At 33.5% G+C, this 22,527-nt stretch carries 18 protein-coding genes; 4 read left to right on the forward strand and 14 right to left on the reverse strand.

The window, feature by feature from the left end:
* Positions 1-2: 2 nt before the first annotated feature.
* Entirely contained in the window at positions 3-1,442 is a 1,440-nt protein-coding gene (locus tag IPO86_13620; GenBank protein MBK9729144.1) for a hypothetical protein, read from the reverse strand.
* Between the two features lie 65 nt (positions 1,443-1,507).
* Entirely contained in the window at positions 1,508-2,185 is a 678-nt protein-coding gene (locus IPO86_13625) for a response regulator transcription factor (protein MBK9729145.1), read from the reverse strand.
* Between the two features lie 164 nt (positions 2,186-2,349).
* Between IPO86_13625 and IPO86_13630 the strand changes: the two genes are divergently transcribed.
* A complete protein-coding gene (locus IPO86_13630) occupies positions 2,350-3,744 on the forward strand; it encodes a vanadium-dependent haloperoxidase (GenBank protein ID MBK9729146.1) in 1,395 nt (464 codons plus the stop codon).
* A 126-nt stretch (positions 3,745-3,870) separates the two neighbouring features.
* Positions 3,871-4,332, forward strand: coding sequence for a hypothetical protein (locus tag IPO86_13635; GenBank protein ID MBK9729147.1), 462 nt, complete (start codon positions 3,871-3,873; stop codon positions 4,330-4,332).
* Between the two features lie 161 nt (positions 4,333-4,493).
* Here the strand turns inward: IPO86_13635 and IPO86_13640 are convergent, their stop codons facing one another.
* Positions 4,494-6,452, reverse strand: coding sequence for a PD40 domain-containing protein (locus IPO86_13640; GenBank protein MBK9729148.1), 1,959 nt, complete (start codon positions 6,450-6,452; stop codon positions 4,494-4,496).
* Between the two features lie 163 nt (positions 6,453-6,615).
* On the opposite strand from IPO86_13640, the gene IPO86_13645 reads away from it, so the two are divergent.
* Positions 6,616-9,543, forward strand: coding sequence for a S8 family peptidase (locus IPO86_13645; protein ID MBK9729149.1), 2,928 nt, complete (start codon positions 6,616-6,618; stop codon positions 9,541-9,543).
* 98 nt (positions 9,544-9,641) lie between these two features.
* Complete coding sequence (locus tag IPO86_13650) at positions 9,642-10,319, forward strand: hypothetical protein (protein ID MBK9729150.1); 678 nt, start codon at positions 9,642-9,644, stop codon at positions 10,317-10,319.
* Positions 10,320-10,357: 38 nt separating this feature from the next.
* Here IPO86_13650 and IPO86_13655 read toward each other — a convergent pair whose 3' ends face one another.
* The 11 genes from IPO86_13655 to IPO86_13705 all read right to left on the reverse strand — a co-directional run bounded on the left by IPO86_13655 (position 10,358) and on the right by IPO86_13705 (position 22,465).
* Positions 10,358-11,560, reverse strand: a complete 1,203-nt coding sequence (locus IPO86_13655; GenBank protein MBK9729151.1) for a hypothetical protein — start codon at positions 11,558-11,560, stop codon at positions 10,358-10,360.
* 230 nt (positions 11,561-11,790) lie between these two features.
* Complete coding sequence (locus IPO86_13660; protein ID MBK9729152.1) at positions 11,791-12,810, reverse strand: DUF4340 domain-containing protein; 1,020 nt, start codon at positions 12,808-12,810, stop codon at positions 11,791-11,793.
* 3 nt (positions 12,811-12,813) lie between these two features.
* The gene (gene gldG, locus IPO86_13665; protein ID MBK9729153.1) at positions 12,814-14,517 is read right to left on the reverse strand and encodes a gliding motility-associated ABC transporter substrate-binding protein GldG; all 1,704 of its coding nucleotides are present in this window, start codon (positions 14,515-14,517) and stop codon (positions 12,814-12,816) included.
* Complete coding sequence (gene gldF / locus IPO86_13670; protein MBK9729154.1) at positions 14,517-15,248, reverse strand: gliding motility-associated ABC transporter permease subunit GldF; 732 nt, start codon at positions 15,246-15,248, stop codon at positions 14,517-14,519. Before gldF ends, gldG begins: the two co-directional genes overlap by 1 nt.
* Entirely contained in the window at positions 15,248-16,162 is a 915-nt protein-coding gene (gldA, locus tag IPO86_13675; protein MBK9729155.1) for a gliding motility-associated ABC transporter ATP-binding subunit GldA, read from the reverse strand. Before gldA ends, gldF begins: the two co-directional genes overlap by 1 nt.
* A 40-nt stretch (positions 16,163-16,202) precedes the next feature.
* Positions 16,203-16,892, reverse strand: a complete 690-nt coding sequence (gene truB, locus IPO86_13680; GenBank protein MBK9729156.1) for a tRNA pseudouridine(55) synthase TruB — start codon at positions 16,890-16,892, stop codon at positions 16,203-16,205.
* A gap of 102 nt (positions 16,893-16,994) precedes the next feature.
* Positions 16,995-17,204, reverse strand: coding sequence for a DUF3098 domain-containing protein (locus tag IPO86_13685; GenBank protein ID MBK9729157.1), 210 nt, complete (start codon positions 17,202-17,204; stop codon positions 16,995-16,997).
* A 110-nt stretch (positions 17,205-17,314) separates the two neighbouring features.
* Positions 17,315-18,145 carry a hypothetical protein gene (locus IPO86_13690; GenBank protein ID MBK9729158.1) on the reverse strand — a complete coding sequence of 277 codons (831 nt, stop codon included), beginning with the start codon at positions 18,143-18,145 and terminating at the stop codon, positions 17,315-17,317.
* Positions 18,146-18,623: 478 nt separating this feature from the next.
* On the reverse strand, positions 18,624-19,709 hold the full coding sequence (locus tag IPO86_13695; protein ID MBK9729159.1) for a glycosyltransferase: 1,086 nt from the start codon (positions 19,707-19,709) through the stop codon (positions 18,624-18,626).
* Positions 19,710-19,714: 5 nt separating this feature from the next.
* Positions 19,715-21,634, reverse strand: a complete 1,920-nt coding sequence (locus IPO86_13700; protein MBK9729160.1) for a RecQ family ATP-dependent DNA helicase — start codon at positions 21,632-21,634, stop codon at positions 19,715-19,717.
* Positions 21,635-22,465 carry an outer membrane beta-barrel protein gene (locus IPO86_13705; protein ID MBK9729161.1) on the reverse strand — a complete coding sequence of 277 codons (831 nt, stop codon included), beginning with the start codon at positions 22,463-22,465 and terminating at the stop codon, positions 21,635-21,637.
* Positions 22,466-22,527: the final 62 nt, after the last annotated feature.

Raw genomic sequence — 22,527 nt, forward strand, 5'->3', positions numbered from 1 at the left:
TCCTAATTAAATTGCAAGTCTGGAACAGTATCTTTGTTGCGCTTCGATTCTTGATAAGTAGAGTCCTTCTTTACATGTGCATAATCATTAAAAATCAATTTAAAAATAGTTCCTTGTTTTACAGGACGCGTTACCTCTAAATTAATTTTATGAATTTTCAAAATACTGGATACCAATGATAATCCAATTCCAGATCCTCTAATGGCTGCTGTTTTAGGGCTTCTATAAAAAGGTTCGAAAATATAGGGCATATCTTCATCCCGGATACCTGGACCATTGTCTTCAATTTCAAGTTGAACACCTATACTATTGCTATATGAAAGCCGCAATTGTACTCTATGATCCGGACTGTATTTACAACCATTATCCATTAAATTCAATAATGCGGTTTTGATTAAATGCTCATTTGCTTTAATTTGAAGACTGCCTTCATCCTCAGGCAAATTCAAAATTTCAAAATAAATTTTATACTCAGGATGTGATTTAATTAAATTCGCTTTTACTTGCCAAAGAAGTTCATCAATTCTGATATTTTGGAAATCAATTACATCATTATCTGAATTAATTCTGGCTAATTGCATTAATTTATTAGACACTTCATCAAGATTTTTAACATCATCTAAAACAGAAGCTAGCGTCTCCTTATATTGATATTCTGTTCGGTCTTTTTGCAGTGCAACTTCTATTTGGCTAATGATCACACTCAAAGGATTTTTAAGCTCATGTGAAATATTAGACAGAAACAATTTCTGGGTCGTAAATGCTTTTTGGATGCGATCCAACAATTTATTAAACGTAATAACAAGCCTGGAAAGTTCATCATTTTGGTTAAACGCTTTTAACCGATGGCTCATATCTGTTGGCAAAATTTCATCTACCTGATTCATTATTTGATTCACCGGTTCGAGAGCCTGACCTGCAAATATCCAACCTCCAACCGCCACAAATAAAATAAATAATATAAATACAATCATTAAAATATTATTTAAATCACTTAAATGCTCTGGTTTAAAAACGGCTTCTGCTACAACTACATAAGGAATATTTTTTTTATCCTTGTAAATTAAACCCAAAGCATCATAGTGGTTTTTGGTAAATCGCGATTCTCCACTATTTCGGATTTCATTAATCGTAGATTCTGAAAGATTATTTGGAGCAGGATTAAAACTATAAATGCGTTGATTCTCCTGATTATAAATGGTAATATTTTCTGTATACACAGGCAATTCCGGGATCTGAGAAAACTCTTGACTGGAGTCTGTATAACGTATAGTTTGACCAACGATCATATCTGCAGTCATAATTGCTTTGGACTTCAGACTACTATAAAAATCATCTCGTATCTGGTTTTTAAATTCCAAATGAATAAAAACCAGTGCAAATACCATGATGATAGCAACAATCAGAATAAATTGGATGGTAAGTCTGCGTCTAATTTGCATTTTTCTGGACTAATTAAGAATCTAGGTAAAATGATAAAAATAAGGAAATAGTTGATAAAAATCAATTAATCCATCTTAAAAATATAGCCTGAACCAAAAATCGTATGGATTAACTTTTTTTCAAAAGGGCGGTCAATTTTATTTCTTAAATAATTTATATAGACCTCTATCATATTCGTGTTCGTATCGAAATTGATGTCCCATACCTTTTCAGCAATTTCGGCTTTAGAAATCACTCGCCCCTGATGTCGGATAAAATATTCTAATAATGCAAATTCCTTAGGGGTTAAGTCAATTTTCTTTTTTGATCGATATAGCTCTTTTGCATCAATATCCATTTTTATATCAGCAAACTGTAAAATCTGATGCGGTTGAGGCCGGTCCTTTCCTCTTCTTGCTAATGCCTTAAGCCTTGCTAATAATTCTTTAAACTCAAATGGTTTGACCATATAATCATCCGCGCCAGCTTCCAGTCCTTCTACTGTATTGTCTGCACCGGTTAAAGCTGTAAGTAAAATAATTGGGGTTAAATTATGTTTAGAACGCAGTCGTTTTACGAGTTCAAAACCATTCACATAAGGTACAATAATGTCAGAAATAATCACGTCGTATAGATTCATTTCAGCCATTTGGAGGCCTGCTTGTCCATCATATGCAACATCAACTATAATTTGGTGTTCTTGAAAACCTTGTTTTAGTGCTTCAATAGCTTTAACTTCATCTTCAATCAGTAGTACTTTCATCGATCCTTTGAGAGCTTTAGTCAAATATCTAATTGGAACCCTAAATATTCCAAATTTAAACAGAATTCTAAGGATATTCTAATGTAATTCTAAATAGATCTTAAGTCCCTGGCTAAATAGGTAAATTACCTTTGTTCAAAATTATATATCTAAATTAAAATTCTATGAAAATCAGACAAGCTTTTCAATTATTCGCCTTTGCCATAGGACTTATTTATTTTGTTAGTTCCTGTAGTAAGGATGATAACAAAACAACAAGTGAAACTGGAAAGGCTTCCGAATTCAACGCATCCGTTCCTTTGGAATGGAATAAAATCTTCCTCGACATAGAGCGTTATGCAGCTGGTTACAGACCAGGCCCTGCACCTCGTTCTTTAGGCCTTATGGGGCTTGCATGTTACGAAGCTTGTGTTACTGGTATGCCAGATTATAATTCCTTAGAAACAAGATATCCTGGGGTAAATATTCCAAATGTCGCTTCTGGTCAAACCTATCATTGGCCAACAGTTGTACATTCTATTTATACCACCATGATCCCAAAGTTTTTCCCAGATATCAGATCTGATGTTAGAATTCGTGTGGAAGCATTAATAAATACTTTTAATGCTAAATTTTCATCAGAAGTTGAAAAAGGTATTTATGAAGCTTCAAAAACATATGGTCAAGAAGTTGGTTTAGCAGTATGGAATTGGTCAACAACAGATCCTGTTGGTCATGACCATTATAAAGATCCTTTTGGTACCTACGATTGGGCAGCGCATTACAGAGGTGCGGGTGATTGGAAACCTACAGTTCCTGGACCGACAAAGCCCATGGGCTCTGTTTATGGAAAAGCACGTACGTTTGCAATTACAGAAACTGAAAAAGTATGTTTGCCACCTTCTGCATATTACATGCAGTATAGTGAAAATCCAAATTCAGAATATTATTCACAGGCATTACAGGTTTATACTAAAAGTGCCGCAACAAGTTACAATACTAAATGGGTAGGTGAATTCTGGAGTGATGATTTATTAAATCTTACATTTAGTCCTGGTCCTCGTTGGATTGCTATTGCAAATCAAATTATTGAAGCTGAAAAATCAGATTTAGAGACTGCTTTGGTTGCTTATGCAAAAACTGGTATGGCTTTAAGTGATGCAGCTGTTGGTGCTTGGCATTCTAAATATTTATACAATGTAGAACGTCCCGTAACTTATATTTTAAAAGTGATTGATCCAAATTATAAAGTAAATCTAAACAACCCGCTTACGGGTGATGTAGGATTTACACCACCATTTCCTGCTTATCCTTCTGGTCACTCAACCATGGGTGCAGCTGGTGCTGAAGCTTTAGCAAGTGTATTTGGCTATGCTTATGCAATGACCGATAAATGTCATGAAAATAGAACAGATTTTGAAGGCAAACCTCGTAGTTTTGGAAGCCTTTATGAAATGGCTCAAGAAAACGCATGGTCTCGTGTATTATTAGGTGTACATTGGAGAATGGACTGTGATGAAGGAGTAAACTTTGGAACTAAAATCGGAAGAGCCGTAAACAAATTACCTTGGAAAAAATAAATTACTGTTTTTTATTGTATAGTAAAAGGCTGACCTAAACCGTCAGCCTTTTTTCTTTGATAAATTATAAAACAAGGATTCTTTCATTGAATTCATCTTAATTTTACAGTTTTAAATCAAAATAAAATGAGAACTCTTTTTTATCTATTAATTATCGTATTTATTATAAATCTTTTCTCAGCATGTCAAGGTAAAAAATCACAAGACTTAAAATATTATCCGAATGGTTCTGTTATGCGCAAAACCAATCTTATTGACCATAAGAAAGAGGGCGAAATGATTGAATACTATAATGATGGTAAAGTAAAATCAATTTGTTTGTTTGAAAATGATCTTCAAACAGGGAGATGTATTTACTATTTTCAATCAGGAGCGATTCAGGAAATACAATATTACGAATCTGATAAACAACAATCCGGTGATACTATCTTTTATGAAAATGGAAAGTACCAATTAATCATGAATTTTAAAGATGGCATAAAACATGGAGCCGTCCAGAAATACGATACCATCGGGAAGATGTATTTTCATGCAAAATATAATATGGACACCTTAATCGAAGTAAATGGTGTGCCACTTGCAAAATAAAGCCTATCAAAACAAATTAACTTTTCCAGGCTATTGGCTATTAAAATTCTAATGAAATTTAATTATGAATCCAATAGTTCAACTATTTTCCAGATTATTTAAATAAAAAAAGCCGCAGTAAAATACAACGGCTCTCTATTATCTTTTATCAGATTATAAAACTATAACCGATACAGCTTTCCATTTTCTTCAACTACAATATAGGATTCTTTAAATCCTCGTGCTTTCAATTTTAGAATAATATCTTTTGCAGCATTTTCTGTATTAAAGTTACCTAAAACAATAATCGTCCAGCCACCTTTTGTCCAATGTTCTATGGAACCTAAATCACTGATTTTGCTAACATCAAACCAATCCGGTGCTTTATATTCAGAAACCCGTATTTTGTATTTTCCAGTTTCATTTGCAGTTTGATTTTGTGGTGTTGTTTCATTATTTGACTCTGCCTTTGGAATGTTAATAGTTGATTTTATCAACATTGTTGTGCGGCTTGATTCAATAATATCAGCCACAATAAAAGCATCTTTCAATCCATTCTTTTTCAATATATTTAATACAGCAATCGCTTCATTGACTTCTGTAAATGCACCAATTCTGATTTTAGAAACACCATCCGCCTCTACCCTATACACATCCCCATAAACAGAATATTTAGAAAAGCGATCGATTATCTTCTCAGAATATTTAGATAAAGCAGTAATCTGAATAAAATATAATTTATTTGCTTGTGCTTCTTGTTTTCCGCTAATGGCTGGATCATCAAAAATCATAATTTTTTCATTGGCATTGCTATTTTCACTTATGCTATTTGCTCGATTGGTTAATGCTATATCTCCGATTTCCGTATCTATTAAATGAGCATTTTTAGCATCTTTAGGAAGTTTTAATTTGAAGCTTTGATAAATATCCTCTGCACCTTTTCCTCCAAATCTATTGGAAGCGAAATAAGCATCTCCCTTTATATCCATGATAAAATAATACTCATCCATAGTGGAATTGACACAGCTGCCCATATTTTGAATATCTTGCCAAACCAATCCTTGTTTTTTAGTTTTGAAAACATCGAAACCTCCATAACCTATATGCCAATCAGAAGAAAAAAACAAATTATTTCCATTGAGAGACGGTGCAATTTCATTACCCGGAGTATTAATAACAGCGCCCATATTTTGAGGTTGACTCCAGGATTTGTCCTGATTTAAATACGAAACATACAAATCATAGCCACCAAAACCTCCTGCTTCATTGGAAGCAAAATATAAAGTTTTGCCATCATCAGCTAAATTTGGAAAACCAAAAGAAGCAGGCAAATGGTTATATGGAAATGAATGAATATTTTTCCAGGATCCAGTGTGATCAACTTCTGCAAAATAAATTTCCAATGCATTTATATCTTTAATTAAATTACTTTGCTTATCCGCTTTTGATTTAGAAAAAGCTACCAATGTTCCGTTTTGGGCATATGAAATATTTCCAAGTCCACTTGCTTCTTTTTTTAACACTTCTTGCAAAGCACTCAGACTAATGCGATTTGTTTTAGATTCTGCTGATCTCTTAAAAAATTCAGTATGGCCTGCTTTGATGCCTGTTGTATTCACCTGGTTACTGGCAAACAAGATATCTTCTCCGATAGAAACGGGTGCATAATCAGCATCTTTTGTATTGGATTCAAGGTTACTTAATTTACAGTTTGAAGCTTGCTTTAACTGAATTATGGCATAGTCGCAAGATTGTGCAAAATAATTGCCTACTAACGGATTGTGTTTTGAATATTTGAGGTAATACTTTTTAGCATGTTCATGCTCCCCTTGATTTCTAAGAAAATCAGCATATTCGAAAAGTAATTCAGGATCTGTTGTAGTTTGATCAATAAAGCGACTGAATGTTCGTTTTGCTAAATCTGATTTTTGAGTGTTTTTATAACACAAAGCCAAATTTGGGAGCACTTTAGTATTCGCTGGCTCAGAAGTCAAAATGGCTTCATAAGCTTTCATTGCGTATGTATAATTTTTTAATTGGAAATGCTTGTCGGCTGCCTTTAAATCGCTGGTTTGGGAAAAAAGTTCAGCAAATGGGGCAAAAAGGGTAAAACCCAATAAGAAAACGATAAACTTTTTCATAGTTCAAATTTTGGTTATCAGAATTATATCATTGCTAATAAAGCGCTAATATATAACAAATAAATATAATTTGTATACAAATTAGAAAAATGTTTAATATATTTTTTCCTATGCCGAACGTTTTCTAATATTGTGTTCTATTTCAAAGGCGTAAACCAAACGAATGTATTCTCAAATCAAGCAACTGTTTTATACTTATTTTAGCTTTTTACTTGTTTTTTATTTCATCCCACAAGGTGCGACTGCCCAATCTTTGAATTATAAACAAGGGCAACTTATTGTCCAATTGAAGTCCGATACTGATTGGGAAACCATCAAACAAAAGCAACTCCATAAACGCTCAAAATCATTGATTCCTGAATTAAAAACGATTCGCAAATTAGTTACTAACTGGAATATTTGGTTAATTGAATTTGATTACACTCATATAAAATATAGTGAGATAATCGAGGAAATAAAAAATTTGCCAGAAGTCCTGAATATTCAAAAAAATCATTTAATTAATCCTCGTACAATACCCAATGATCCTTTCTTCACATTTCAATGGCATCATCTCAATGATGGATCCAATGGAAGAAATCCACAAGCTGATTTTGATTCAGAAAAAGCATGGGATTATACAACAGGTGGACTTACGGATCAAGGAGATACCATCGTGATTTGTATAATTGACGATGGTTTGGAATGGTCTCATGAAGATCTTGTTGAAAATTTATGGTTAAATACTCGAGAAATACCAGGAAATGCAATAGATGATGATCAAAATGGTTATGTTGATGATTATCATGGTTGGAATACGTTTAAAGGGAATGATATTTTCGACCCCGGCAAACATGGAACCCCAGTCTGTGGCTTAGCTGCTGCAAGAGGAAATAATTCGAAAGGAATCAGCGGAATTTGCTGGAACACTAAAATCATGTTTGTTGCTGGAGGAGGTGACGAAGCAAATGCCCTGGAATCGTATGCATATCCATTATTATTTCGCAGATTATATAATCAAAGTAATGGAAAAAAAGGAGCTTTTGTAGTTGCTACAAATTCGTCCTGGGGTACAGACAATGCCCGGCCTGAAGATGCCCCACTTTGGTGTGCCATTTACGATAGTTTGGGTGTAGAAGGGATTTTAAATGTTGCTTCTACAACAAATCAAAATGTCGATGTTGATATAGAAGGCGATTTACCTACAACTTGTGAAAGTGATTTTTTATTGGCAGTGACCAATATGAATGATTCAAACATAAAAGATTCAAACGCAGGTTTTGGTAAAAAATCAATAGACCTTGGTGCCTTTGGTGAATCTGTTTATTCAACTTATATTAATAATGGATATCGCACCTTTAGCGGCACGAGTGCAGCTTCACCACAAGTTAGCGGAGCTATTGCCTTGCTCTATTCATTATCTTGTAATAATTTAGCTTCTCTTTCCAAAATCAATCCTCCGGAAGCTGCAAAAGAAGCAAAACGAATTTTAATCAATTCTGTTAAACCAAACGAAAGTTTAAAAAATATTACCGTTTCTAATGGTGCACTTAATCTCATCCAGGCATTGCTCTATACAAGTCCGGTATATTTACAAAACTTAAGCCCAAATTCATTAGAATTTAATTGGGAATCTTCTGTGATTTATCCTATTAAGTTCAGATATCGCATCAAAGATATTTCTGTTTGGGTAGACACCTTTGTGTATGCTGGAAATGTATTAAAATTAGAACATCTTGAATCCTGCACTGAATATGAAATGCAATTTAAAAATGCTTGTTCGCGATATACAGATAGCTATTCACCAATTAGAATATTTAAAACCAGCGGCTGTTGTGAAGCCCCATATGATTTTAAAGTTATCGATAAATCCACGAGCGAAATTAAATTTAGCTTTGAAGACCCAAGCGCCTTTGGCCAATTAACAACCTTACTTAGGCTTACCAATTCATTAAAATGGGATACTTTTATTATCCAAACTCCCCTCCATGAATTTTCACTAAAAAATCTGGAGCCTTGTGCACAATATGAATTGCGAGCCTATAATTATTGTAATAACAAAATCACGCCCATAAGTGAGCCGTTTTTCTTTAATGTCGATGGATGTAACAGTTGCAGTTCGCTGGACTATTGCAGGCGATTCAGACCTTCCAGCGATTTAGAATGGCTAGAAGCTATCAACGTGGATAATCAACGATTCAAAAGCGGAAACAATATTGGTTATGGAAACTTTGTAGGATCCAATCAAACATACGTATTTGAAAAAAACAAAAGCTATTCTTTTGCTTTTGAACCTGGATATTTTAATGATACGAGTAATGTTGTTATTGCAGCATGGATTGATTTTAACCAAGATGGCTTTTTTGATTCCGCTGAAAATTTTGCATTGCCAACTGTAAAATTTAAATCTTTAAAATCGTATGTTCTATCAATACCTACAAATGCTAAAACAGGCTATACCCGAATGCGCATTTGCTTAAAATATGCAGAAGTATCAGAAACTGCACCACTCTCTTGTTTTCAATCTATTGAGTTTGGAGAATACGAAGACTATTGTGTATTCATAAGCAACTCCATTTGTAATCCAATTTCTGATGTGGTGATAAATCGAGTAGAGCCTACATCTGCTGATATTTCAGTAACTCATAATAACAATAATAATTTTTATTATTCATACAGGAAATTATATTCTTCGGATTGGTTGTTTGGAACATCCAATTCGAAAAATATTCAATTAACAAAACTGGATAGTTGCAGTCTATATGAAGTACAATTTAAAACGGTTTGTGCTGAATATTCGTCCAAACCTGTTATCGTAAATTTCCGAACACCAGGTACTGGATGTATAATCAATTCAAATGAAATCCACCCATCGCAAATTACGATTTATCCAAATCCATTTTCAGATCAAATATTTTTAAGTAATCCGGAAAATGAATTCGTGAATAGCGTTCGATTATTTTCATCAAATGGAATCCTTATTAAAGAACTTTTTGTCCACGCTAATGCACAGAATCTTTCTGTATTTGTAGATGTTCCTGCAGGTTATTACTTCATGCAACTATTATTTAAGAACGGAAAAACTAAGGTGCATTCTTTGATAAAACAATAATTTGTAATTTGGACTGCTTTATACATTTCAATTTATAATATTATACACCTATATGAATATTCACTTGATATTTTGTATTTTTGGGGGAAACCATTGGTATGAAATATATTAGTTTGATTTTAATATTAGCTTTTATTTCTTGCAAACCAGAAATCTATAATATTCTTTTCAGTCCTGATTTTATCTGTAGCTGCCAACCCGGTGACGTAAGATATCAATTAAAAAATGCAGATAGGTCCTGGGTTGAAATTACCCCCGGAATCGCCTCTCCTGCTGGTATTGAAATGGCTGTAGGTGAAGCTGGCCAGCAGATCGCGAGATTTACTATTTGCGATAATGCAACCATCAGCATATTTGCAGAAAACAGTAAAGGAACTTCCGTTGCAACAAGGCAAGTAAGAAGAGCCGGACCGATTGAACCTTTACATGGAATGTTAAATCCTTTTTGTTTTGGAAATCGATTTGAAGCTTGGGAATTTACACCTTCCCGTATTCATGATGAACCTTCTGTTATACCGATCAATTCCCGTCTTACAGAAATTATAATTAACGTTGACAGACCTGGAACTTTTGTTTATGACGAGATCTCTGTACCCATAAACCCAGGAATAAATCATTTATTAAGATATACTGGAATGTCTCCATTTCGAGGTAATTATTGGTTTCGGGCAGCTTTAAATCCAAATGAACAATGTATTGAAAGTGGAACCACTTTACCTTCCGGTGCAAGAAGACCACCAAGTTTCTCCATTGATTTGATTACTGCTTGTCCATAATCTGAAAATGAAATCAGTGAATTAAATTCACAATACTCTTATTCATGTTCCCTTACAATCACCTCACGCTTGGGCTTATGAAGCGTGCTATCTTCTTTAATTAATTCTTGTTCTTGTCGGTTTAAATTGACAACAGACAAATCTGGTTGTCCGGCTTCTACCCAAGCCGACATCCACAAGGAGCCAAGATTTAATATACAATCACGCATTCGGGTTTCAACTTGTTGATCTAGCTCTTTATGATATAGATATGCGTAGTCCTTGCATTGAATTTTACTAATAACTCCTAAGCGTTCATCATAACAATATTGCTTATCTGCTGGTATTTGTTTACTTAAGGTTTTCTCAATATTTAAAACTTTAAAAACTCCTGAATGACTGTCGTGAATAATTTGCCAAATAAAAGATTTAATATCTGAAAAATACTGAGCTCTTCCTATGACGAAATCAAATTCAGATTCTGCAAATAATTCAGGAATTCTACTCTCCCAAAATGCATGAATGCCAACCTGGTTTGTCAATTGTCCATTGTAATTTTTTGTAGTATGCAAGGGGACATGTGCGTCTCCCATATAATGCCCGATGTCGGCTGATAATCGCAAAATACGGTTAACATTTTTTGATTCAAATGCGTTTACTAATTGATGATAACTGGATTCTAAGTGATATGGTAAAATGCCATGCGCCGTAAAACGATCTTCGATTTCTATAAATTCTTCCTTTGAGTCCGCTAGAAATAAATTATGAAACGAATCAAGCGGAACATTCCAATGCTCCGTATCGTAGTAAGGTAAGGTAGCAAATAAAAAGCCTTTTCGAAAATCATGGATATGTACCCCAGTAGTAAAGATTAATTTAATATTTTTGATATTTTGTGTATAATACAAGGTATCATTCATTGCTTTCGAAGTATCAAATACGAGGCACTTTATGCCTTCATAAACATAATAGAAATGGCTATTTTTTATTAAGCTGATTGCAAAATCTTTATTCAAAACGGAGCTTGAATCTACGTTCCAATGATCTAAATCAATATAATGCCGCACTGCTTCACCTTTTACTGCATATCTTCTCTTATCCGGGTCAATAGCATGTGAAGTGATATAATCCAGATTTGATTTATAAAATTCAATCAAATCTTCTGGCAGGGTAAAAACAGCCATTCGATTGATTAATTTATGAGCATAAAAGCCCCAATCATCAAGTGCTCTAGGCAATGGTTTGACAGGTATAAGCATCATACAACAAAAAATTACAGCACTAATTTTTAGCATTGGAGTGTTACATTAAAATACAGGCTCTATAAAAAATCTAAAAACGATTTTAAATAATGCAAATAATAAATAAAATTTTAGAAAGCTCCACAGATCTCATAGTGTTTCTTGAAGATTTCTTTTGACAAAGCTAAATAATAGATTTAAAAAGTCAAATATTTAACAAAATAATTTCAAATCAAATCGAAAACAAACAACTACTTCATAAAATCCTGCTTTGTTTTGAACAAAACTTCGACATTTGGATACTGGACAAGCAAGAAATCCCCATCACTTCGCACAACATGCATTCTAAAAAACGATCCTCGTTTTAGTTGGCTGTTTTGGACATCCTTAACTGCTATACCTAAACTATCCGTTTCGATTGGGATGAATTTTAGACTTAGGGGTTCCTTTTGCCCAATGGTTTTTATGCTGAGTACACAAAAGGGTTGCAAAGATGAATATTCCGCTTTGTTCGGATTTTCATTTTGAATAGCCTCCGCACCTATCCCTTTAAAATTTTCTAAATAGTTTTTTACGAATTGCTTTCCTGGAGCTAGCAACTTTGTATTTTGATCAGCAAAATCAAAAAGTGAATATTGATTTTCTGTCTTTCTTAAAACAAAGGAGGCGTCTGATTGATTTGGATACTCTACAGATACTTCTTCTATGGTAGCAACTTCCAAATCCAAAACACTGCGATCCCTCCAATCATTAAAACTTAAATCATATCGCTCCCTTACATTTCCTACAAAATGTGGAATTTCCATTGCATACGGTTGTGCCCCATGTTCCATATAAAAATAAGTACCGTATTCTGTTTGGGTAGGTCCTCCAACATAATATGTCTTTAAAAGCTCATCCTCTGCTCCGTAGATTTCCACTTTAATACCATAAACTGCGAGTCCTTCCATAATCCCTTTTACATGTCCTTTTGAAGGAATGGATTGCATCCGTATATCGCGAATTGTTTCAAGCAAATTCTTAATTGAATTTGGGTTGGCTTTATATTTGTTATTTACATACCATCCATCTTCCCTTTTCTCTAAGGTAATGGGTTCATTGCTTCGATCTGCAAGAAATATTTTATAAATATCCTTGATTTTCTTTACAGCAAAATCCCGATCTGCCATAATTATACTCGTCTTATCGGATCGATTCCGTATCAAATACCAAGAAGTTCCACCTAAAGCAATAAAAAGCAACAGCAACCACCAGATTGAAAATTTCTTCATCTATTAATTTTTGGTATAACGTTTTTTTCGCCAGAATGCATTCCCAATTCCGAATATTAACAAACTAATCAGTGGTAAACCTACATTTAGAATTTGCCAAAATGTCTTTTCCTTTTCAATCTTAACTTGATCCAATAATCGAATTTTATATTGTTTAGAACGTGCCTCCAGGATATTTTCTTTATTCGTTAAGTATTCAATAGCATTTAGAAAAAATTCCTTATTCCCATTGTATGTAGTTTTCTCAAACTTACTATAGCCTAATGCTGAAAATTTTTGAGTATTCTCATCAAAATAATTTTTTATCATATCACCATCTGCGACAACAATCATTTTTGTAAATGGACTACTTTCTTTAAATTCCATTTTGATAGATTTTAAAGTTTCATGCATTCCCTCATCTACTCTATTTTCAAAACAGGAATTGAAGTTTCCTTCTAATAATATTCCCATAATTAAATTAGGTTTATTAAATTTTGTAGGATCTGGTTTGTATCTCAAAATTTCAAAACCCACTTTTGCTGGTGCCAATTGAAATCGACTATAACTGGAGGATACGATTAATGGAATTTTTGAAACCGTTTGCTTCGTTTTAAGGGTGTCAATACTAGCTGGAAAATCCAATAAAATTCTATCAATATTATTTACAACTGGGTGATTCGATTTAGAGGCAGGTATTGGATAATAATACCACGGAAACAATTCAATTTGAGGTTTATCCCCAATTTTACCTACTACTTGTGGGATCCTGGAACATTCCATGTCCAACACCATATTCGCCTGAATACGAACTCCATATTTAAAAAACAAATCTGATAAATTCAAATCTAAAGGTTCTGGAATAATTTCATTGCGGTTCATTAAACTATCTAAGCTAATTTGCAAAGCATCAACGAACCATAAGATCTTACCTCCATTCATTATATATTGGTCCAAAATAAACTTAGATCTTTCAGAAAATGGTTTTAATGGCTTTGGAATAATTACGACACTAACTTCGCTTTTAATTTGGTAAACACTATCTAATTTAATTCTACTCACATTATAAAAAGGTCTTAGCAAAACCTCAATAGCCTTTGTCTGTTCGATGGATAATTCTCCATTTGAGCTTGTAATTAATATGCTTTTCTTTTCACTGCTTTGCAATTTATCCAAAGCATTTGAAAATTTATATTCCAATTGGGAGATACTGTTATTCAAGTTCTCCTCCTGATCCAAATCTGGAAGATTTTCTAACAGATTTACCGCAATTTTGCGTTCCCCATAATTAAATATAGCATAAGGATAAATTAATTGTTCATTATTTTCTGCACCAGACCGCACCTTTAAATTAACCGGCACCAAACCTTCTTTTGACAAACTTTCCCTGCGACTATTAATTTCTTCAATGGTGCCATCCGATGGATTTTCAAAACTATATTCTATGTATCCATTATAGGATTTAAACTGGTCCAACAAATCTCTGGTACTTTGTTGCAATCTTTTAAATCCGGAAGGAAATTCTCCATCTAATAAAACACGAACATAAATTACATCCGGAACATTTCGAACCGTATTTAAAGTTGCTTGCGTTAATGTAAATTTTTTATCTTCACTGAGATCTATCGCAAAATTCAAATATGAAAAAACTATATTCAAAAGAATTGCAATTCCTATTATCAATAGAATCCTTACGGGCGTTTCCAAAGAAAGTAATTTTTTTATCATTAGAAATTTCTTCTTTTTAAAGATTCCACGGTTAGGTAATTAAATACAAGGACGATCGATAAAAAATAAATGATATCTGACGTATCAATTAAACCCTTACTAATTGAATTAAAGTGATAATCCATTCCAAATTGCTGAATGATATCATCTGTTTTGCCAAAAAAAACTGGCAATTTTGATATAAAATAAAATCCAAAATAAAAAATATATGCTAATGCAGTTGAAAACAAAAATGATACTATCTGATTCTTAAATAAAGATGAACAAAAGATTCCGATTGCAGTAAATCCAGCTGCGAGAAAAACCAATCCTATATAAGATCCTAATACAGCGCCTGTATCAATATTTCCAGCTGGAGAGCCCAATTGATAAACCGAATAAAAATATAATAAGGTAGGACATAGCGCGATTCCAACTAAACTTAAACATGCTAAATATTTGCCTAATACAATTTCAAATTCATGGATGGGCTTTGTCAATAATATTTCCAGTGTACCATTTTGAAGTTCTTCTGAAAAAGAGCGCATGGTAATAGCAGGAATCAGAAAAATAAAAATTAATGGTGCCAGTGAAAAAAGTTGGTCCAGACTCGCATAATTATAATACAAAATACTAAAATCTGGAAAAACCCACATAATTAAACCCAGAATCAACACAAATAATCCTATTACCACATACCCAATCAGGCTGCTAAAAAAACTACTCACTTCCTTTTTAAGTATGGTCCACATCAATCTGCATTTTTTGTTAACACATTAAATACTTCTTCCACACTTGATTTTTCTTCTTTCAATTCTTTAATAGTCCATGAATTTTGTGATGACAACTTAAATAAGCCTTCTCTGATATCCTTGTCTGGAGCTGAAATTAAATGATATTTCCCCCCACCTAAGGCTTTTACTTCTTCTACAAATTGAATATTTTGAAGATCTTTAATTTGAATTGCATTTGAAAATTCAACGCTAATTATTCGTTTATTGGAAACTTGCTTCATTAAAGATTGAATCGTATCATCTGCAATAAGCTTGCCTTTATTTATAATCAAAACCCGATCGCAAAGTGCTTGAACTTCTTGCATAATATGGGTAGAAAAAACCAGGGTTTTTTGGGATCCTATTGATTTTATTAGTTGCCGGATTTCAACTAATTGATTTGGATCTAATCCACTTGTTGGTTCATCCAACACTAAAACTTCAGGATCCTGTATAAGTGCCTGACTTAAACCGACCCGTTGTCGGTAACCTTTTGATAAAGATCCTATAAGTTTATTTTGCTCCTTTGTCAACCCAGTCATTTCAATTAATTCATCTACTCTTGAAGCCGCATTCTTAAGTTTCAATAAATCGGCAAAAAACCGGAGATATTCTCGCACAAACATATCTTTATATAAAGGATTATGTTCCGGCAAATAACCTAACATGCGTTTTGCTTCTCTTGGGTTGTCTATGACATTAAGTCCACATACATTGATAGTCCCATGTGTTGGAGGTAAATACCCACAAATCATTTTCATAGTGGTTGTTTTCCCAGCTCCATTGGGTCCTAAAAATCCTAGAATTTCACCTTTCCGGGCAGTAAAACTTATATTATCTACTGCATTCTGTTCTCCATAAACTTTACTTAGTTGCCGGACTTCGATGGACATAATTTTTATAAATAAACAAAGTTATAACGATTGAGCGCAATTAACGTTCTCTCGAATGGTTAAGAAATTTTTTAAGCTCTTGCAAATTCCAGGCATCCTGTACTGAATATTCTCCGATTGCCTCCCTTCTTAGAAAAGAAAGATAAGCACCACTATTTAGCCTTTTACCAAATTCGGAAGCCAATGACCTAATATAGGTTCCTTTACTACAAGTAACTTCAAAATGAATTTCAGGAAAATGCTGACAGTCAATTTGAAAGTCTTCAATGATGATTGCTTTAGGATTTAAAATTGGTTCCTTGCCTTGACGGGCTAACTCATAAGCCCTTTTGCCTCCAACTTTAACTGCAGAATGGATTGGAGGAGTCATCATTTGTTCTCCTAAAAAACTAAGTCTAACGTTCTCCATATCCTCTTTTTGAATATGAGAAACCTCATAATTCTGATCTATTTCTGATTCTTTGTCGAATGTTGGACGGGTAGCCCCTAGTGTCAAAGCACCCGTATATTTTTTAATTTTCGCCTGGTATTGATCAATTTCTTTTGTGAGTTTACCTGTACACAAAATTAGCAATCCGGTTGCCAATGGGTCTAATGTACCTGCATGGCCAATTTTAAGCTTCCGTCGGCTTTCCCGACAGATGGCCTTTTTTATTTCGTATACAACATTAAAGGAAGTATAACCATAGGGCTTGTCCACTAATAAAACAGAACCTTCCCAAAAATCAATTTGGTCTAAATTTAAAGCTGTTAAAATCAAGCGAATGAGTATATAGAAAGCTTATAGAGTATAATACGCCAACGATTATATGATACCAAAGAAGGTATTGCATTAATCAAATTTAAAAATCGCATAAATTTGTAAGGCCAAGCCTATAGTGATACTTATTGGAGCTAAGACCAGCCGACGAGGACTATAAATGATACTTTCGTCCCAAACATCTGGATTTGGCATCCAACCTCCAGACATTAAGATCATACCAAGTGCAATAAATCCGATTCCAATCAACATCCATTTAAACTGTGGTTTGCCATACGTCATTTCGTAGATAACTTTTGGGCCTTTTGTCTTTTCAGATACAGTCCTTTCTTGTAAATTCACAGGAGCTGCAAATGTTTTCGATTTTTTTTGCTTTGATTCACTCATAAAAACTAGTTTATCAATAATTGTATTTTTCGTTTAACTAAAACGTACTGCAAAGTTGGCCCTAAAATCAATAAAATGCACATTACCCACAAAAATTTTTTTGTTTCCAACCAGGATGCAGTCCAAGGTACCAAATAATAGCTCAACAATACGATAAGGCCAAGCATACATACACTCAAGCAAGCACTCGCTAAAGCTAAATAAATCACCCGTTTCAGATAGGGTGCTAAAATTTTCTCTTCTGTAGCTCCCAATTCATTCCAGTTTTTAATAATGGCAGTCCTGGAATCGACAAAAACCTGAGCCAGGTAATCGCTAATTAAAAATCCAACAAGGACAAATAATAAGGTCATTGCAAGGAATCCTATACGAATACGCTCAACAGATTTACTCAAATCACTCGTCAATTCATTTTGAAAACTAAAATTTTGCACAGTATTTTGTGAATACACCTTTTCTTCAAAAACTTTTAAACGATCTTTTGATAAAAAATCTTGCTTCAATTTAAAAATAAATATTTCAGGAAGCAGTTTATTCAATGAAAGATCCAGACTATCTCCTACCAATTCATTCGCTAATAGGCTTGCGTAATCCCCTTGAGTAATGTGTTGCAAAGAACCCGGAATAAGTTCTGCTTGATCCGTTAACCATTTCTGGAATTTCAGCATAGCTTCATTGGAAAGGTTTGGTTTCAATTCAATCGCTAAAGCCGTATTTTCTTTAAGCTTTCTATCTAATCCCAAGCCATGAAACCAAGCTAACAAGCCAAAACCAATCAGGAATAAGACCCAAGAATAACTTAAGACATGTAATATAAATCCCCGATTCCGTTCCAATGTTACTTATTTGAAGGTGTAAATCTAAGGATATATTAGAAATATAACTATTTGTTTGAATAATAAAGGCTCTATTAAACAGTAAATCAAGAAAATAAAACCATTGTTTGATTAAATTCTTTTCAATTCAATTTATTAATTCTGATTTATTAAAATTGTTCTTGTGCGTACTTTAAACCTTCGACTATGTATAAAATTTTGTGTTTAATAATTTCTCTAAATTGATTTTGCAGCCAATAAACTCGTTTGATACATAATTACTAAATTAAAAATATATGTTCAAGATCAATGGCAAGGTCATATCAGAAGAATCTGAAATTGGTATACCAAATCTCAAAACTTGCTGGTATGAACCCTTGTAAAGTTTGCCCTCCTGTTAATGTATATAAATTACTCCAAAATAATAAATTAAGCAGCTTTTTCACCTGACCCCTTTAAAATAAAAACCAAGAGACATAATTAGTCACTATAACACTACTTAACTGCAAAGCTTACTATAAATTTCCTTTAATTTAATTGCTTCCAGATCCCAGTTATAAATAATCGCTGCACGCTTACATTCTAAAACACATTGATTATAAAAATTTTCATCTTCAAGTTGTTGGATTGCATTCAAAAAATTCTGCTTATCCAATTTTTTTAACAAAATTCCAGTGCGGAATTCTTCTTGAATTTTTAAATATTCTGGAAAATTCATTTGAATCGATGGCAATCCAGAATGCATATAATCAAATGTCTTATTGCTTAATGAATAATAATAACTGGGGCTTTTTGACTCCAACAAATCCAAACCTACAAAAGCCGAACGCGCATTATCCACTAATTGTTGGTAATCTAATCGCCCATAAAATATGACCCGATTTTCTAAATGAAGTGCTCTGGTTTTCTCCTTTAACTGATCTACCATATCTCCATCACCAGCAATATGAAGTGCATAAGAATCTAAATTTTGCATCCAGTCAATCACTTGATCTAAACCTCTTCCTTCATTTACTGCGCCCTGGTACCAAATAATTTTATCTCTGGTTATAGGATTCTCTATTTGTAATAATATAGGCAGGTTTCTAATGAGTTCAAAATCAAAACTATATTTTTGTTTAAATATTTTTGCTAAACTTTCAGAAACCGTATATCGATCCTGAGTCCAAGGAATGCATATACGTGCAATCATTTCCCATGTTTTCTGAACCTTCTTATTACCAATTATTTCTATGGACTCTTCAAAATATTCATGAGCATCAAATACTAATTTTTTATTTCTGAGTTTTGAAACGAATCCACCTGCCAATAAAGTATCCAAATCACAAGAACAAATTACATCGAGTCGAGAAAATAACAGGATAAAAAATAAACGCACATTATACTCTGCATAAAATAAAATGGACCTAGAAAAAAAACAATTAATTAGTCTGGTTTTAAACTCGGAATCAATCCCTTTTGAATTCGCTTTTTTCCGTCCAATTACTTGTACTTGATACCCAAAATCATGCAGGCTCTGTGCAATTTTTTGCACTCGCTGATCATAACTAATATCTGTAGTCACCGTTATAACAATTCGCTTCAAAACTATTATTTTTCTCTATTAATATAAATTTGTTCTTGATTCCGAATAAGTTCATTTTCAGCCAACATTTCCTGGATTAATTCTTCGACCCAAAATCGTTTGTTAAAAGGAAACAATTTTAATAAATCCCTGTAAAATAGGAAATTTCCAGAGCTTAAAGCAAGTTTGATTTTTTTTCGATATAATAATTTTGTATTTGAATCTATTTTACCCAAATTGAGTCTCAAACAATTATCACATATACCACAAGCACTATCATCATCTTGTCCAAAATAAGTACTTATAAATGCCTGACGACATTTTTTTGTTTCAATAAAACGAATCAATTGTTGTACCCTTTCCTTAAGAATATTTTTTCGTTTCTCATACCATGGTTTGTCAATAACCACTTCATTACTTTTTAATCGAATATTTGTAAATATAATTTGTGGCTTACTCTTTGATTCCTGGTAAATCAAAACTTCTTCTTTATGCAAATAGTTCAGTATAGAAATCACCGTTTCGACCTCTTTATTGCACAATTTTGATATTGTAGTTTCCTGAATAGAAACCGGAGCAGAAAAAATGCCTTCATACATTCTCAATACGGATTGCATGATTTGGTCAATTACAGGATCCTGATTCAAATATCCGCTTAATACTGTTGTGGAGCATGTGATGTGCAGTCTTGAACTTACAAAAATGGAATCTGTTAAAATTATATAAGCACTTTGTTCCAGGATTTTTAATGCACTTAATATTCTCGCTGGTGACAGCCTGAATTTCTGACAGAACGCTATCATATCAAATTCCTTTGCCTCCAACATTTCGGATCCGACGGCAATGTCAAAATAAATTCCCAGATATTTATAACATGTTTTAATCTCTTCAATTTGTGGGAATAAATCATCCCACTGACTTTGCAAACGACCGATATCTTGCTGTGTATACAAGAGAATTGCATATGATTTTTTTTGGTCCCTTCCAGCTCTACCTGCTTCTTGATAATATTCCTCAATTCCTTGCGGCAAATCCATGTGTATGACTACCCGAACATCTGGCTTATCAATTCCCATTCCAAATGCATTTGTGGCAACTATAATTTTAGTATCATTTGCAAGCCATTTTTCTTGTGTTTTAAATCGTATTTGAGACTCTAAACCTGCGTGATAAAATGTAGCTGATAACTTATTTAGTTGGAGATACTTTGCAAACTCTACAGTCTGCCTTCGATTTCGAGTATATACTATAGCACTCTCCTTTTGATTCTTTAGTATATGAACTAAACTATCTAATTTTTGCTCGTCTTCGTTCACTATAATGGAGAGATTATCCCGCTTGAAGCTCATTTCAAAGAATACACAATTTTGCATTTTAAGATGTGTAACAATTTCTTGCTTTGCATAGGGTGTAGCTGTTGCAGTCAAAGCTAAAAATGGAACTTTCAGGAATTCTCTTAGCTGCCCAATTTTCAAATAAGAAGGTCTGAAATCATGTCCCCATTGTGCAATGCAATGCGCTTCATCGATAGCAACAAAACTGATATTCGTGGATGCCAAGTTATCCTTGGATTCTTTTGATTCTAGTCTTTCCGGGGATATGTATAATAATTTAAGGCTTCCATATTTTGCATTTAAAAATACGGTTTCAATGTCTCTTCGTTTCATCCCAGAATGAATATGCGCAGCCTCAATTCCTATATTTTTTAATCGGGATACCTGATCTTGCATTAATGCAATTAATGGGGAGATTACTAAACACACACCTGGCAAACAAAGTGCTGGGACCTGGTAACAAATAGATTTCCCACCACCTGTTGGTAATAAGGCAATGGTATCTCTTCCTTCCAATATAGAATGAATAATATCTTTTTGCAAATTTCGAAATTCAGAATACCCCCAGTACTTCTGCAATACTACTTCCGGATCTAAAGGATGTGCATCCATTTAAAAAAATGGACAAAGAATTTGATTCTTGCGAAGACTTGGATTGCGATAGTGATACTTTTTTCCAATATGGTAAGAAATAACGATTGATAAAGATTGATACCAATCTTTATCAATAGGGTTTGCACGTTTGGTGCCGCTTTTTGCAAGTATTTTATTTCCTAAATCTGCAGCCATTTTGCCATTATTGTTTTGCAATAATTCATAAGCAACATAATTGGTAGAAGCATCATCCAGATAATCCGTATTTGTTTGTCTTGCGAATGCATCCAAGGCTATAGAATACTTACTACTTATAAAATAGCGGACGCCCAATCCGAAACAAAGTGCAAAATTAGTAAGTTTATATCTTGGCTCATAATTTGGCATTCCTTGACCTTCCGTACCTAAAGGTTGAAGCTCCACTGTATTACCTTTGAATTCTGTTGTTGGATTAAAATGAAATCCGGATACACCAAATTGGAGGTAAGGGCTGATTCTTTTAGCTTTTTCTGAAAATATATTTAGAACTTGAATTTGTCCTAAAAAGCTAAGCTCCTGAATTTTTGAATTAAAATTAAGATTACGCGCTCGGTTCCCTGCACGGATCGCTAATTTATCATCACCGCTTACTTCAAGATACATATATTGAAGTTGCAGACTTAACATTGGGTCAATTTCAACTCTTCCATGAAGCCCAAAGCTTGGATGCGTTTGTTTTAAAGCTGCATTTGCATTTTCAGTTAAATCACCACTGTAATTCGAGCCTCCAATACATAATCCAAAGTCTACATTTTGCGTTAAACCATGGCATGCGTAAAACAATAATATGAAAAAAGTAGTTATTCTCATTCTAATTACTTTTACTAATAGCCATGCAAAAATACAATTATTTTGAAACTTTTAGGCAAATT

Source organism: Saprospiraceae bacterium (assembly GCA_016717265.1).
Lineage (GTDB): Bacteria > Bacteroidota > Bacteroidia > Chitinophagales > Saprospiraceae > Vicinibacter.

Coding starts and splice junctions, on each gene's coding strand:
- IPO86_13620 (MBK9729144.1), bottom strand. CDS start 1,442: ATGCAAATTAGACGCAGACTTACCATCCAATTTATTCTGATTGTTGCT.
- IPO86_13625 (MBK9729145.1), bottom strand. CDS start 2,185: ATGAAAGTACTACTGATTGAAGATGAAGTTAAAGCTATTGAAGCACTA.
- IPO86_13630 (MBK9729146.1), top strand. CDS start 2,350: ATGAAAATCAGACAAGCTTTTCAATTATTCGCCTTTGCCATAGGACTT.
- IPO86_13635 (MBK9729147.1), top strand. CDS start 3,871: ATGAGAACTCTTTTTTATCTATTAATTATCGTATTTATTATAAATCTT.
- IPO86_13640 (MBK9729148.1), bottom strand. CDS start 6,452: ATGAAAAAGTTTATCGTTTTCTTATTGGGTTTTACCCTTTTTGCCCCA.
- IPO86_13645 (MBK9729149.1), top strand. CDS start 6,616: ATGTATTCTCAAATCAAGCAACTGTTTTATACTTATTTTAGCTTTTTA.
- IPO86_13650 (MBK9729150.1), top strand. CDS start 9,642: ATGAAATATATTAGTTTGATTTTAATATTAGCTTTTATTTCTTGCAAA.
- IPO86_13655 (MBK9729151.1), bottom strand. CDS start 11,560: ATGATGCTTATACCTGTCAAACCATTGCCTAGAGCACTTGATGATTGG.
- IPO86_13660 (MBK9729152.1), bottom strand. CDS start 12,810: ATGAAGAAATTTTCAATCTGGTGGTTGCTGTTGCTTTTTATTGCTTTA.
- gldG (MBK9729153.1), bottom strand. CDS start 14,517: ATGATAAAAAAATTACTTTCTTTGGAAACGCCCGTAAGGATTCTATTG.
- gldF (MBK9729154.1), bottom strand. CDS start 15,248: ATGTGGACCATACTTAAAAAGGAAGTGAGTAGTTTTTTTAGCAGCCTG.
- gldA (MBK9729155.1), bottom strand. CDS start 16,162: ATGTCCATCGAAGTCCGGCAACTAAGTAAAGTTTATGGAGAACAGAAT.
- IPO86_13685 (MBK9729157.1), bottom strand. CDS start 17,204: ATGACGTATGGCAAACCACAGTTTAAATGGATGTTGATTGGAATCGGA.
- IPO86_13700 (MBK9729160.1), bottom strand. CDS start 21,634: ATGGATGCACATCCTTTAGATCCGGAAGTAGTATTGCAGAAGTACTGG.
- IPO86_13705 (MBK9729161.1), bottom strand. CDS start 22,465: ATGAGAATAACTACTTTTTTCATATTATTGTTTTACGCATGCCATGGT.